This window comes from Ramlibacter sp. bp-362, assembly GCF_054956735.1.
Genome location: NZ_JBUDXE010000005.1, coordinates 56,611 through 70,126 on the forward strand (window position 1 = coordinate 56,611; position 13,516 = coordinate 70,126).

Annotated in this window: 11 protein-coding genes; 5 read left to right on the forward strand and 6 right to left on the reverse strand. The window is 73.0% G+C overall.

Translation table 11 applies throughout. From position 1 onward, the window contains the following. Positions 1-42: 42 nt before the first annotated feature. The 5 genes from ACY0MJ_RS08105 to ACY0MJ_RS08125 all read left to right on the forward strand — a co-directional run bounded on the left by ACY0MJ_RS08105 (position 43) and on the right by ACY0MJ_RS08125 (position 5,684). Complete coding sequence (locus ACY0MJ_RS08105) at positions 43-1,005, forward strand: DUF58 domain-containing protein (RefSeq protein ID WP_462637856.1); 963 nt, start codon at positions 43-45, stop codon at positions 1,003-1,005. Next, positions 999-3,011 (forward strand): transglutaminase TgpA family protein, encoded by a 2,013-nt coding sequence (locus ACY0MJ_RS08110; RefSeq protein WP_462637857.1) that lies wholly within the window; start codon positions 999-1,001, stop codon positions 3,009-3,011. The genes ACY0MJ_RS08105 and ACY0MJ_RS08110 overlap by 7 nt, the downstream gene beginning before the upstream one ends. Beyond that, positions 3,011-4,195: a lytic murein transglycosylase B gene (gene mltB, locus ACY0MJ_RS08115; RefSeq protein ID WP_462637858.1), complete on the forward strand. Its 1,185-nt coding sequence runs from the start codon at positions 3,011-3,013 to the stop codon at positions 4,193-4,195. The genes ACY0MJ_RS08110 and mltB overlap by 1 nt, the downstream gene beginning before the upstream one ends. Before the next feature lie 26 nt (positions 4,196-4,221). Beyond that, on the forward strand, positions 4,222-4,812 hold the full coding sequence (locus ACY0MJ_RS08120; protein ID WP_462638180.1) for an HD domain-containing protein: 591 nt from the start codon (positions 4,222-4,224) through the stop codon (positions 4,810-4,812). Between the two features lie 515 nt (positions 4,813-5,327). After that, positions 5,328-5,684, forward strand: coding sequence for a SpoIIAA family protein (locus ACY0MJ_RS08125; protein WP_462637859.1), 357 nt, complete (start codon positions 5,328-5,330; stop codon positions 5,682-5,684). Here ACY0MJ_RS08125 and ACY0MJ_RS08130 read toward each other — a convergent pair. From ACY0MJ_RS08130 to cheD, 6 genes are read right to left on the reverse strand one after another with little or no spacing between them, the layout of a single operon-like run. Next, the gene (locus ACY0MJ_RS08130) at positions 5,665-6,942 is read right to left on the reverse strand and encodes a tetratricopeptide repeat protein (RefSeq protein WP_462637860.1); all 1,278 of its coding nucleotides are present in this window, start codon (positions 6,940-6,942) and stop codon (positions 5,665-5,667) included. The two genes, ACY0MJ_RS08125 and ACY0MJ_RS08130, sit on opposite strands and share 20 nt — an antisense overlap. Continuing rightward, positions 6,942-7,895 (reverse strand): alpha-E domain-containing protein, encoded by a 954-nt coding sequence (locus tag ACY0MJ_RS08135; RefSeq protein WP_462637861.1) that lies wholly within the window; start codon positions 7,893-7,895, stop codon positions 6,942-6,944. Before ACY0MJ_RS08135 ends, ACY0MJ_RS08130 begins: the two co-directional genes overlap by 1 nt. A 2-nt stretch (positions 7,896-7,897) precedes the next feature. After that, positions 7,898-9,367: a circularly permuted type 2 ATP-grasp protein gene (locus tag ACY0MJ_RS08140; protein WP_462637862.1), complete on the reverse strand. Its 1,470-nt coding sequence runs from the start codon at positions 9,365-9,367 to the stop codon at positions 7,898-7,900. After that, a complete protein-coding gene (locus ACY0MJ_RS08145; RefSeq protein WP_462637863.1) occupies positions 9,364-11,808 on the reverse strand; it encodes a DNA internalization-related competence protein ComEC/Rec2 in 2,445 nt (814 codons plus the stop codon). Before ACY0MJ_RS08145 ends, ACY0MJ_RS08140 begins: the two co-directional genes overlap by 4 nt. Before the next feature lie 50 nt (positions 11,809-11,858). Continuing rightward, on the reverse strand, positions 11,859-12,914 hold the full coding sequence (locus tag ACY0MJ_RS08150) for a protein-glutamate methylesterase/protein-glutamine glutaminase (RefSeq protein ID WP_462637864.1): 1,056 nt from the start codon (positions 12,912-12,914) through the stop codon (positions 11,859-11,861). Continuing rightward, the gene (gene cheD / locus ACY0MJ_RS08155) at positions 12,911-13,513 is read right to left on the reverse strand and encodes a chemoreceptor glutamine deamidase CheD (RefSeq protein ID WP_462637865.1); all 603 of its coding nucleotides are present in this window, start codon (positions 13,511-13,513) and stop codon (positions 12,911-12,913) included. The genes ACY0MJ_RS08150 and cheD overlap by 4 nt, the downstream gene beginning before the upstream one ends. Positions 13,514-13,516 lie beyond the last annotated feature (3 nt).

A 13,516-nucleotide genomic window follows, 5' to 3' on the forward strand; every position in this document is an offset into this window, starting at 1 on the left:
GGGTCATTTCGTCATGCCGGGCGCAGCCCGCGTCATTCCGTCATGAACCCGTTCGCCTTCGTGCGCCGCCGCTTCCGCGCGTGGTGGCAGGCGCGCCTGCCGCTCACCGACACGCTGGCGCTGACGCAGCGCAACGTCTACATCCTCCCCACGCGCGCCGGCTTCATGCTGGGGCTGACGCTGCTGGTGCTGCTGGTCGCGTCGATCAACTACCAGCTCAATCTGGGCTATCTCCTCACCTTCCTGCTGGCCGGCTGCGCCGCCGTCGGCATGTACGTGAGCCATGCCACCTTGCGCGGGCTGACGCTCGCCCTCGTGCCGCCGCCGCCGCAGTTCGCCGGCGCCAGCGCGCCGCTGCCGGTGCTGCTGGGCAACGGCCGCCGGCGCCCGCGCTGGGGCATCGGCCTGGCCGTGCTGGACGCGGCGCGCGAGGACCACTGGAGCTGGACGGACGTGCCGGCCCAGGGCAGCTGCACGGTGCAGGTGGCCTTCCGGGCCGAGCGCCGCGGCCTGCACCACGTGCCGCCGCTCACGGCGGAGACGCGCTTCCCGCTCGGCACCTTCCGCGTGTGGGCGGTGTGGCGGCCGGCCGCGCAGGTGCTGGTCTGGCCGGCGCCGGAACTCCATCCGCCGCCGCTGCCGCCCGGCGAGCCGCGCGCCGGCGGCGCCACCGCCCTGCGGCCGCAGGACAGCGGCGAGTTCGACGGCGTGCGCGCCTACCGCCGTGGCGACGCGATGAAGCGGGTCGTCTGGAAGAAGGCGGCCAAGGCCGACGAACTGGTGAGCCGCGACACGCTGCAGGCGCAGCGCATGGAACTGTGGCTGGACTACGAGCAGTGCGGCCTGGCCGACCGGGAAGGCCGCCTCTCGCGCCTGGCCGCCTGGGTGCTGCAGGCCGACAAGCTGGGGCAGGACTACGGGCTGCGCCTGCCCGGCGTGGAGGTCGCGCCCGGCAGCGGCGAGGCGCACAAGCGGCGCTGCCTGGAGGTGCTCGCGCTGTGCTGAAGCTGCGCTCCCGCCTCTCCGCGCTGCCCCGCGATGCACGCGACACCTTGTTCCTGCTGGTGGTGATCGCCTGGGTGCTGGTGCCGCACGTGGGCCACCTGCCCTGGTGGGCTTCGCTGATGGCCGCCGTGCTGCTCGCGTGGCGGGCCGGCCTGGCCATCACCGGCCGGCCGCTGCCGGGCCGCGGCTGGCTGGCGCTGCTGCTGGCGAGCGCCCTCGCCGCCACGTGGGCGGCGCACGGCACGCTGCTCGGGCGCGATGCCGGCGTGACGCTGATCGTGGCGCTGCTGGCGCTGAAGACCCTGGAGCTGCGGGCGCGGCGCGACGCCTTCGTGGTGTTCTTCCTGGGCTTCTTCACGATGCTCACGAACTTCTTCTTCTCGCAGTCGCTCGCCGTGGCGGCCGCGATGCTGCTGGCGCTGCTCGGGCTGCTGACGGCGCTGGTGAACGCGCACATGCCCGTGGGCCGGCCGCCGCTCGCGCAGGCGGCGCGCACCGCCGGCTGGATGACGCTGCTGGGGGCGCCCGTGATGGCGGTGCTGTTCGTGCTGTTCCCGCGCTTCGCGCCGCTGTGGGGCATCCCTTCCGACGCCATGACGGGACGCAGCGGCCTGTCGTCGCAGATGCGCGTGGGCACCATGGCCGACCTCGTGCTGGACGAGAGCATCGCGTTCCGCGTGCGCTTCGAGGGCCAGCCGCCGCACCAGAGCGACCTCTATTTCCGCGGCCCGGTGCTCAGCGACTTCGACGGCCGCGAGTGGCGCCCGCTGCTGCCGCCGCGCCTGAACCGCCGCTTCCCGCCGCCGCAGCTGGTGCCCCCCCAGCTGGTCGGCTACGGCACGCCGGTGCGCTACGTGGTCACGCTGGAGCCGAACAACCGGCCCTGGCTGATGACGCTGGACGCGGCGGTGGACCCGCCGCAGGCCCCCGGCCTGCAGGCCGCCATGACCGGCGACCTGCAGTGGGTCACGCCGCAACCGGTGACGGACCTGCTGCGCTACCGCGCGTCCAGCTACGTGCAGTTCCGCCACGGCCCGCACCGCCGCGCCCTCGTGCTGCCGGAATACACGCAGCTGCCGGCCGGCTTCGACCCGCGCACCATCGCGCTGGCGCAGCGGATGGTGCGCGAGAACCCGCCGGGCGATGCCTACGCGCTGGTGCAGTCGGCGCTGCGGCTGCTGCGCACCGGCGGCTACACCTACACGCTGGCGCCCGGCGTGTACGGGCAGAACACCGCCGACGAATTCTGGTTCGACCGCAAGGAAGGCTTCTGCGAGCACATCGCCTCCGCCTTCGTCGTGCTGCTGCGCGCCATGGGCGTGCCGGCGCGCATCGTCACCGGCTACCAGGGCGGGCAGCCCAATCTCATCGACGGCTACTGGATCGTGCGGCAGAGCGACGCCCACGCCTGGACCGAGGTCTGGCTGCAGGGGCGCGGCTGGGTACGCGTGGACCCGACGGCGGTGGTGGCGCCCGGCCGCACCGGCTCCTTCCAGCGCCTGGTGGCGCCGCGCGGCGTGCTGGAGGCCGCGATGGAGACCGTCAGCCCCACCCTGTGGGCGCAGCTGCGCGGCAGCTGGGAGGCGCTGAACAACGGCTGGAACCAGTGGATCCTGAACTACACGCAGAGCCGCCAGCTGGACATGCTGCGCCACCTGGGCTTCAGCGCGCCGAGCTGGGAAGACCTCGCGCGCCTGCTGATCGCGCTGGTGGTGACCGTCGCCGTGCTCGGCGCGGCCTGGACTTGGTGGGACCGTCTGCAGCACGATCCCTGGCTGCGACTGCTGGGCCGCGTCCGCAAGCGCCTGCGCCAGCAGGGGCTGGCCGTCGGGAACACGGCGCCGCCCCGCGCGATCGCACAGCTGGTGACGGCCCGCTTCGGCACGCAGGCGCAGGAACTGGCACAGTGGCTGCTGCGGCTGGAAGCGCAGCGCTATGCGCGCGCGCCGCACACCACCCTGTCCGCGCTGCGGCGCGAATTCCACCGGATTCCCTGGCCTGCCTGATGCGTCCCCTGTTCCTGCTCCTCGCCTTCGCCCTCGTCCTGCCGCTCGGCGGCTGCGCCGGGCCCGCCCATGCCGTCGCCGACACGCAAGCTGCCGGCGGCGCGGATGCCGCCGCGGCCACCGAAGCCGATGCCGGCTCCGCCACCGATGCGCAAACCGTGGTCGCCGCGGCGAAGTCCCGCAGCAAGCGCGCCGCGCAGCGCGACGCGACCAGCTACGCCGGGCGGGAGGAAGCGATGGAATTCGCGGACGACGTGGCGGCCCGCCGCAATCTCGACCCGGCGTGGGTGCGCCGCATGGTCGGACAGGCGCAGCAGCTCGCCACCGTGGTGCGCCTGATGCAGCCGGCGCCGCCCGGCCAGCCCAAGAACTGGGCCGTGTACCGCAGCCGCTTCATCGACCCGGCGCGCATCGGCGCGGGCGTGCGCTTCTGGCAGGAGAACCGCGAGACGCTGGCGCGCGCCGAGCAGGAGTTCGGCGTGCCGGCGGAGATCATCGTCGGCATCCTGGGCGTGGAGACCATCTACGGCCGGACCATGGGCGACTTCCGCGTGCTCGACGCCCTCGCGACGCTCGCCTTCGACTTCCCGGAGAACCATCCGCGCGCGGCCGAGCGCGCGAAGTACTTCCGCGGCGAGCTGGAGCAGTTCCTCGCCTACCACGCGGCGGCGCGCACCAGCCCGCTCGCCCCGCGCGGCAGCTATGCCGGCGCCTGGGGCATGCCGCAGTTCATGCCCAGCAGCCTCGCGCGCTGGGGCATCGACTACGACGGCGACAAGTCGATCGACCTCGTCGGCAGCACGGCCGACGTGATCGGCTCCGTCGCCAACTACTTCAAGGGCTACGGCTGGATCCCCGGCATGCCCACGCACTACCCGGTGCGCTTCGATCCGGCGAAGCTGGACCTGGACGGCCTGCTGGCGCCGGACATCCTGCCCACCTTCAGCGTGGCGCGCATGCAGGAGATGGGCGCGATCCTGGAAGGCCCGGCGCTGGAGCACAAGGGTCCGCTGGCGCTCGTGGAGCTGCAGAACGGCGGCGATCCTCCCAGCTACGTGGCGGGCACGGAGAACTTCTACGTGATCACGCGCTACAACTGGTCCAGCTACTACGCCATGGCCGTCATCGAGCTCGGGCGCGAAGTGCGCGAGGCGCTGGCCGCGACATCCGCGCGCAAGCCGTGAGCGTGACGCTTTCTTCCTGGCAGCGCATGTGGGGCGAGCTGGGCGCGCGCGAGGTCAACGGCGGGCTCATGAACCAGCTGGTCGCCGCCTACAGCGAACCGCACCGGCACTACCACACGCTGCAGCACCTGCGCGAATGCCTGGCCCACTGGGACGCCGCGGCCTCGCTGGCGCGCCGGCCGGCGGAAGTGGAACTGGCCCTCTGGTTCCACGACGCCGTGTACGACCCGCAGCGCACCGACAACGAGGAGCGCAGCGCCGCGTGGGCGCGCGCCAGCGTGCTGGCGGCGGGCTGCGAAGAGGCCGTCGCGCGGCGCGTGCACGACCTCGTGATGGCCACGCGCATGCACGAAGCTTCGGACGGCGACCCGGACACGCAGTTGCTGCTGGACATCGACCTGGCCATCCTCGGCGCGGCGCCGGCGCGCTTCGCGGAATACGAGCGGCAGGTGCGCGCCGAGTACGCGCACGTGCCGGACGCCGTCTTCCGTGCCGGACGCGCGCGCATCCTTGCGGGCTTCCTCGCGCGGGAACGCCTGTATGCGACGCAGGCTTTCCACGACGCGCTGGAGGAGCGGGCGCGCGCGAATCTGCAGCGGTCCGTGGCAGGTCTTTAGTTCGGGTTGTGTCTTCGTCGCGGGGCCGGACGTGCCGAGAGGTGCCTTCGGCCTCGCACCGGGGTGAGGCGATCCGCCTTGGCGAATGTCCCCCGGCGCGGACCTACGCCTGCGGCTCGGTCCGCTCCCTCCTCCTTGATTTCGCCCAGTCGGACCGCCTCACCCCGGCGCTTCCCGAGTGCCACTCTGGTTTTTCCTCCCTCTCCCCTCTGGGGAGAGGGTCGGGGTGAGGGGCGGCAGCGCGCCACTCCGTCAAGGCCCGGGGCGGGGCTGCCCGTCCCAGCGAAATCAAGGAGGAGGTAGCCGCCGAGCCGCAGGCGTAGGCAGCGACGGGGGACATTCGCAGGGACGGGCAGCCCCGCCCCGGGCCGGTCGGAGGGCACCTCTCCGATGACCAGGACGCAAGCCGAAGGCACCCTTTGCTCTCCCACCACGTGTTACTTCCGTAACAGCCCCCCACCCCTGTGACATCCGACTCACCACCACCCCCGACCCTCTGGCAAATTGGGGATGCCATGGAATTCGATCTCGCGATCGACCGGACGGGCCCGTACGTCCGCGTGACGGTGACCGGCCACCCCGCCATCGGCCAGCTGCTGTCGATGATCCACCTGCTGGGCGTGGAGAGCGAATCGTGGCCCGAAGCCAAGGTGCTGGTGGACCTGCGTGGCGTGGCCTCGCAGTTCACGCGCCCGGAGCAGTTCCGCATCGGCGAGGAGGCGGCGGCGAGCCTCTCGCACATGGACCGCATCGCTTCGCTCGTCCCGCCGGAGCGCGTCACCCGCGTGAGCGAGAAGGCGGCGCGGCGCAATGGCGGCAACGTGCGCGTGTTCGACGAGGAAAAGGCCGCGATCAGCTGGTTGTGTTCGTGAGCGCCGCGAGCGCCTGGCGCACGCGCGCGACCTGCGCCGCCCTGTCTTCCCCGAACCCGCGCCGGAACAGGCGCGCCGTCGGATACCACGGCGAGTCGTCGCGATCGAGCAGCCAGCGCCAGTCCGGGTTGGGCGGCAGCAGGATCCAGACCGGCTTGCCCAGGCCGCCGGCGAGATGCGCGATCGCCGTGTCGACGGTGATGACGAGGTCCAGTTGTTCGACCAGGGCGGCGCTGTCGCCAAAGTCGTGCCAGTCGGCCGTGAAGTCGGCCAGACCGCCGTCGTGCGGTGGGACGTCGCTCCACGGTCCGGCGTCGGCCTTCTGCAGGCTGAAGCCCTGCACGCCGGGCAGGCGCGCGAGCGGCGCGAGCAGCGACAGCGGCATCGCCCGGTTGCGGTTGTTCACCTGCCCGTGCGAGCCGCACCAGGCGAAGCCGACGCGCAGGCGGCCATCGGGCGCGCCCAGGCGCTCGCGCCAGGCGTGACGCGCCGGTTCGGGCGCGCGCAGGTAGGGAACGCGGGAGGGGATGTTCGCCAGCGTGGTGCCGAGACGCGCCGGCAGGTCCATGGCCGCGGCGTGCAGGTCTGCCTGCAGCGACTGCCCTGGCCTCAGGCACGCCACTTGCGGGAAGCTCGCTTCCACCAGCGGCGCGAGTTCCGGCGCTATTACGCACGCGACCCGCGCGCCGAGCGCCTGCAGTTGCGGCAGGTAGCGCAGCGCCTGGAGCACGTCGCCGCGGCCCTGCTCGCCGTAAACCGCGAGCGTCTTGCCCTGCAGCGGCACGCGCGGGCCCGGCCACTCGCGCGCGGGGTGGAAGAACGCGGGGCGCGGATGGCGGCCGTCGTTCCAGCGTTGCGCGTACACCGGCCAGCCCTCCTCCAGGCGGCCGGCCAGCAGCAGCGTCAAGGCGAGGTCCAGTTGCGCCGGCGCGAAGGCCGGGGCGAGCGCGAGCGCACGCCGCAGGTGATGCTCGGCCTGCGCGAGCGCGTTGGTCTGCAGGAAGGCGGTACCGAGGATGCGCTGCGCGTAGGGATGGTCCGGCGCCAGCGCGACGGCCTGCCGGGCGTGGGCGAGCGTGCCCTCGAAGTCCGACAGCCGCCACAGCACGCCGGCCAGGTCGACGTGCGCGGCCAGCAGGTGGGGATCGAGGGCGAGCGCGGCGCGGTAGGAAGCGGCCGCCGCGGCGATGTCCCCCGCCTGCTCCTGGCGCGCGCCCGCCAGCAGCAGCGCCTGCGCGGGCCCGGGCGCCTGGGCCATCAGGCAGGGATCAGGAAGTCGCGGCTGATGCGCACGCCCAGCTCGTTCACGCGGTCCAGGAACTTCGTGAGGAAGGCGTGCAGCCCGTTGGTCAGGATCTCGTCGATGTCGCCGTACTGCAGCTCGGCGCGCAGCCGTCCGGCCCGCCGCAGCGTCTCGGCCGACTGGTCGTTGGCGAGCATCGTGAGGTTGGATACCACCTCGTTCAGGCTCGCGTGCAGCGAGCGCGGCATGTCGGGGCGCAGGATCAGCAGGTCGGCCACGCGCTCGGGGCGGATCACGTCGCGGTACACCTTGCGGTAGATCTCGAACCCGGAGACGCTGCGCAGGATCGCGCTCCAGTGGTAGAAGTCGTATTCCTGGTCCTTGGCGCTCGCGGCCCCGAAGAAGTCGCTCTGCACCGCGTGGAACTTCACGTCCAGCAGCCGCGCCGTGTTGTCGGCGCGTTCCAGGAAGGTGCCCAGGCGCATGAAGTGCAGCGCCTCGTCCATCAGCATGGTGCCGACCGTGACCCCGCGGGACAGGTGCGAACGGTATTTCACCCACTCGAAGAACTGGCTGGGGTCGCGCTCGAAGTCGCCGGAGCGCAGCTTGCGGTTGAGCTCCAGCCAGGTCTGGTTCTGCGTCTCCCAGACCTCGGTGGTGAGCGAGCCCCGCACCGCCCGCGCGTTCTCGCGCGCGGCCCGCAGGCAGGATAGGATCGACGACGAGTTGCCCTCGTCCTTCACCATGAACTGCATCACCCGATGCGGGTCCAGCTCGCTGTGCCTCGCCTGGTAGGCCGGCATCAGCTCGCTGATGGTCAGCATCCCCTGCCAGCCCACCCGCGACACGGCCGCCGACTGCGGCAGCAGCGAAGTCTGGTAGTTCACGTCCAGCATGCGCGCCGTGTTCTCGGCCCGCTCGGTGTAGCGGGCCATCCAGAACAGGTGGTCGGCGGTGCGCGAGAGCATGTTCAGACTTCCAGGATCCAGGTGTCCTTGGTGCCGCCGCCTTGGGACGAGTTGACGACCAGCGAGCCCTCCTTCAGCGCGACCCGCGTGAGGCCCCCCGGCACCATCTGCACCTCTCGGCCCGACAGCACGAAGGGACGCAGGTCGATGTGGCGCGGCGCGATGCCCTGCTCCACGAAGGTCGGGCAGCTGGAGAGCGCGAGCGTCGGCTGCGCGACGTAGCGTCCGGGCTCGGCCCGCAGCGCGGCGCGGAACTGCGCGAGCTCCTCGCGCGAGGCCGCCGGGCCGACCAGCATGCCGTAGCCCCCGGCGCCGTGCACCTCCTTGACCACCAGCTCCTCCAGGTGCGCCAGGACGTACTCCAGGTCCTCGGGCTTGCGGCAGGACCAGGTGGGCACGTTCGCGAGGATCGGCTTCTCGCCCAGGTAGAACTCGATCATCTTCGGCACGTAGGGGTACATCGACTTGTCGTCGGCGACGCCGGTGCCGATGGCGTTGCACAGCGCCACGTTGCCGGCGCGGTAGGCGGACAGCAGGCCGGCGCAGCCCAGCGTGGAGTTCGGCCGGAAGGCGAGCGGGTCCAGGAAGTCGTCATCCACCCGCCGGTAGATCACGTCGACGCGGCGCGGGCCGCGGGTGGTGCGCATGTAGACGAAGCTGTCGCGCACGAAGAGGTCCTGCCCCTCGACCAGTTCCACGCCCATCTGCTGCGCGAGGAAGGCGTGCTCGAAGTAGGCGCTGTTGTACATGCCCGGCGTGAGCACCACGACCGTCGGGTCGTCGGTGGTGGACGGCGCGGAGGCGCGCAGCGTCTCCAGCAGCAGGTCCGGGTAGTGCATCACCGGCGCGACCTGGTAGGCGCTGAACAGGTCGGGGAACAGCCGCATCATCATCTTGCGGTCTTCCAGCATGTAGCTGACGCCGCTGGGCACGCGCAGGTTGTCCTCCAGCACGTAGGTCTCGGCCCCGCCGGCGCCGTCGGCCGCGCGGACGATGTCGACCCCCGAGACGTGCGCATACGTGTCGTTCGGGACGTTCACGCCCACCATCTCGCGGCGGAACTGCGGGTTGCCGGTCACCTGCTCGAGCGGGATGACGCCGGCCTTGACGATCTCCTGCTCGTGGTAGACGTCGTGCAGGAAACGGTTGAGCGCCGTCACGCGCTGCACCAGGCCCTGTTCCATGCGCCGCCATTCGGCCGCGGGGATGATGCGCGGGAGCAGGTCGAACGGGATCAGCCGCTCGGTGCCGGCGCCGTCCTCGTCCTTGGCGCCGTACACGGCGAAGGTGATGCCCACGCGCCGGAAGATCACCTCGGCTTCCTCGCGCCGGGCGCGCAGGCTCTCCTGCGTCTGGCGGGCCAGCCAACCCGCGTAGGTCCGGTAGTGTTCGCGCACCCCCTCCAGCTGTGCCTGCCATGGCATCGGCGCGGGGCCGGCGGGCTGGGCGAACATCTCGTCGAACTGGGTCATGGTGGCTGCGGGAGCGGAGCAGAGAGGATAGCAAGGTGGCGCCAGTAGCGGGGTTCCGCCGCGCGTTCGCAGCGCGTTCGCGCCGGCGCGGCTGAACGCCAGGTGAGCGCGCCGCAGGCGGGCGAGGCGCGCAGCGCGATGCCGTGCGCGGCATAGCGCGCCACCACCTCCGGCGCCGGATGGCCGAACCGGTTGCGGTAGCCCGCCTGCGCCACGGCCAGCACCGGCCGCACCGCGTCGAGGAAGGCGTCGCTGGACGAAGTGCGGCTGCCGTGGTGCGGCACCAGCAGCACGTCCGCCCGCAGCGGCCGGGCGCCGGCGGCGAGCGCCAGCTCCTGCGGCTTCTCGATGTCGCCGGCCAGCAGGACTTGTGCGCGCCCGTTGCCCACGCGCAGGACGCAGCTGAGCGCGTTCGGCCTGGCGGCCGTCGCGTAGTCGGCGGCCGCCGGATGCAGAACCTCGAAGCGCACGCCGTCCCAGCTCCATTGCTGGCCGGCCTCGCAGCGCCGCGAGGGCCGCAGCGCCTGCAGCGGGTGGCTCGCTTCCAGCGAGCTGAGGAGGCGCGCCTGCGGCTGCATGCGCAGCACGGCGGCGGCGCCGCCGGTGTGGTCGCTGTCGCGGTGGCTGAGCACGACGGTGTCCACCTGTTCGCCCAGCGCGCGCAGCAGCGGCACCAGCACGCGCTGGCCCGCATCGGTTTCGCGGCTGTAGGCCGGCCCGGCGTCGTACACCAGCGTGTGCGCCGCCGTGCGCACCAGCACCGCGTTGCCCTGCCCCACGTCGGCCGCGAGCAGCTCGAACTCACCGGGCGGCGGCCGCGGCGCCTGCCAGAGCAGGACGGGCAGCAGCAAGGGAACCCCCAGCAGCCGCAGCGCCGGCGGCAGCCGGGTGGCCAGCAACAGCCCGCCTGCGAGTCCCGCGGCCGCCGCCCACAAGGGTGGCGCCGGTGCGGACCAGGTGGCCAAGGGCAGTTGCGCCAGCCACTGCAAGACGGCCGCGAGCAGGTCCACGGCGGCCGCGGCGACTGTCCACAGTGCGGGCAACAGCACGCCGGCGAGGCCGAGGGGCGTCACGAGCAGCGTCACCCAGGGGATGGCCAGCAGGTTGGCGCCGAGGCCCACCAGCGAGACCTGCCCGAACAGCAGCAGCGACAAGGGCGTGAGGGCCAGCGTCACGACCGCCTGCTCGCGCACGAGCGCGGCACCCGCGCGCAGCACGCGCCGCGCAGGCGCCGGAGCCGCCGTTGCGTCCGCGTCCGCGCGCGCCGAACCGCTCGCGAACAGCACGCCCACCGCGACGAAGCTGAGCCAGAAGCCCGCCTGCGCGAGCGCCCAGGGATCCAGCGCCACGACCAGGGCGCAGGCGAGCAGCCAGACCCAGGGCCAGGGCCATTCGCGGCCCCGCAGCCGCAACCAGGCCACCGCGGCCAGCATCAGCACCGTGCGCTGCGCCGGCACGCCCCAGCCGCTGAACAGGGCGTAGCCGGCCGCCAGCAGCACGCCGCCCGCCAGCCCGGCGTGCTGCGCCGGCCAGGCCAGGCACAGGCGGGTGCTGCGCCGCCAGCCCCAGCCCACGAGCACGCCCGCGGCCCAGGCGAACATGGTCACGTGCAGGCCCGAGATCGACATGAGGTGGGCCACGCCGGTCGCACGGAAGACGTCCCAGTCGGCCCGCTCGATCGCGCCCTGGTCGCCGACCACGAGGGCCGCGAGCACGCCGGCGAGGCGTGCATCCGGCACGCGGGCGAAGATCGCCTCGTGCACCCGCTGCCGCGCCTGTTCCACGGGGTGCAGCCAGGTCGACGCCAGGCGTTGCGGCGGCGGGTCGCGCGCGCCCGTGCGCACGGAGCCCGTGGCCTGCACGCCCTGCTCCCACAGCCACAGCTCGTAGTCGAAGCCGTGCGGGTTGACGTTGCCGTGCGGGGCCTTGGGCCGCAGCGCGAAGCGCCAGCGCTCGCCCGGGCGCAGCTCCGGCAGCTGGCGCTGCGGGTCCATCGCGCCTTCGGCATCGGCGGCGCCGTACCAGCCGAGCAGCAGGCGCGGCGGCAGGGCGACCTCGCGCGCTCCGAGGCGCGCCGACTCGGTGTCGAAGCGGAAGCGCAGGCCGGCCTCGTTGCGGTGCGGCAGCGCGGCGACGATGCCGGTCACGACGAGGTCGCGGCCTTCGAGCGCGGGATCGAGCCCGTGCGCGAGATAGGCCGAGGCGCGCCCGCCGGCCAGCGAGGCGGAGAGGGTGGCGGCGGCGAGCAGGAGCGCGGACGCGCGCAGGCGGTTGGCGCTCCGGCCCAGCAGGAAGACGAGCAGCAAGGCCGCGCCGCATGCGCCCGTCACGTACGCCGCGAGCGGCCACAGGTCCGGCTGCTGCAGCTGGGCGGCCGCTCCCAGCACCACGCCCCCGAGGACCGGGGCGATGGCGCTGGTGCGGGCCGGGGAGGAAGCCACGCGTGTTCAACGCGCGGACGGGCAGCCGGAGATCGTTCGAATGGGGGAGTTCAGGCGGACACGAGCGCTTCCAGCCGCGCGGGGATGTCCGCCAGCGAAGCGACCTCGCGCACGCCGCCCGCGGCGATCGCCTGGCGCGGCATGCCGAAGACGACGCAGCTCGCCTCGTCCTGCGCGATGGTGTACGCGCCGCCCTGCTGCATCTCCAGCATCGCCTCGGCGCCGTCGCCTCCCATGCCGGTGAGCATCACGCCGATGGCGTTCGCGCCGGCCATGCGCGCGATCGAGCGGAACAGCGTGTCCACCGAAGGCCGGTGGCGGTTCACCGGCGGGTCCTCGGTGACGCGCAGGCACCAGCCCGTGGCGCGGCGCGCGAGCACCAGGTGCCGCCCGCCGGGGGCGATGTAGGCGACACCGGCGCGCACCGCCTCGTTGTCCTCGGCCTGCTTCACGTGCAGCTGGCACAGCGTGTCCAGGCGCCGCGCGAACGTCTCGGTGAAGCCGGGCGGCATGTGCTGCGCGATCAGGATCGGCGGCATGTGCGGCGGCAGCGGCGCCAGCACGTCGCGCAGCGCCTCGACGCCGCCGGTGGAGGCGCCGATGCCGATCACGCGCTGCGGCACGCCGGCGGCCACGGCGGGCGGCGGCCCCGGCGGCACCGCGGCCTTGCGCGCCGCCGGCGCGACGGGCGCGGCCGCCGGACGCCGCCGCACGATGCGCGCGCTGGCCGCCGCGCGGATCTTCTCCGCGATCTCCTGCGCCGTCGCCTCCAGCCCGTCGAAGCTCGCCGGCTTCGGGAAGAAATCCACGGCGCCCAGCTCCAGCGCCCGCATCGTCGTCTCCGCGCCCTGGCGCGTAAGCGACGAGATCATGATCACCGGCAGCGGCCGCACCGCCATCAGGTTGCGCAGGAAGTCGAGGCCGTTCATGCGCGGCATCTCGACGTCGAGCGTGATCACGTCGGGCGGGTTGCGGCGGATGCGGTCGATGGCCAGCAGCGGGTCGGGCGAGGCGCCCAGCAGCTCCATGTCGGGCTGCGCGGCCACCACGCGCCCCAGGAAGGCGCGCATCACCGCGGAATCGTCGACGACCAGGACGCGGATCATCGCGGCGGGGAGAAGATCTCGATGTCGCCGCCGCCCTTGCCGGCCAGGCGGCGCAGGTATTCGCGCTCGCGCTGCTGCACCGGCTCGATCGGCGCCAGGCTCAGGCGCTTGACCTGCACCTTGCCGTCGCCGACGAAGAAGTGCACCTTGCGCGGGCACACGTCCAGCAGGTCCTTCGCGAGCACGCGGATGCCTTCCACGCGCAGGAACTCCAGCACGAACTCGCTGTTCTTGGCGCCGACGTCCAGCCGGTCGAAGCCGGCCAGCAGCCGCGCGCCGCCGAACACCTTCGCCACCAGCCGGCGGCGGTCGGCCCCCAGCCGGATCATGTCGTTGATCAGCACTTCCATCGCATAGACACCGAAGCGCGCCGACGCGGCCCAGGGCGAGCCGCGGCTGCCGCCGTCGCCCGGCAGCATGAAGTGGTTCATGCCGCCGATGCGCTCCACGGGATCCCACAGGCAGGTGGACACGCAGGAACCGAGCACCGTGCTGATCGCGCCGTCGCGGGACGCATGGTACTGGCCCGGGAGGATCTTCACGGCCGGGGCCCGGAAGTCCCGGTCGAAGTACGGCTGCGGGACGGACTCTCCGGCCAAGCG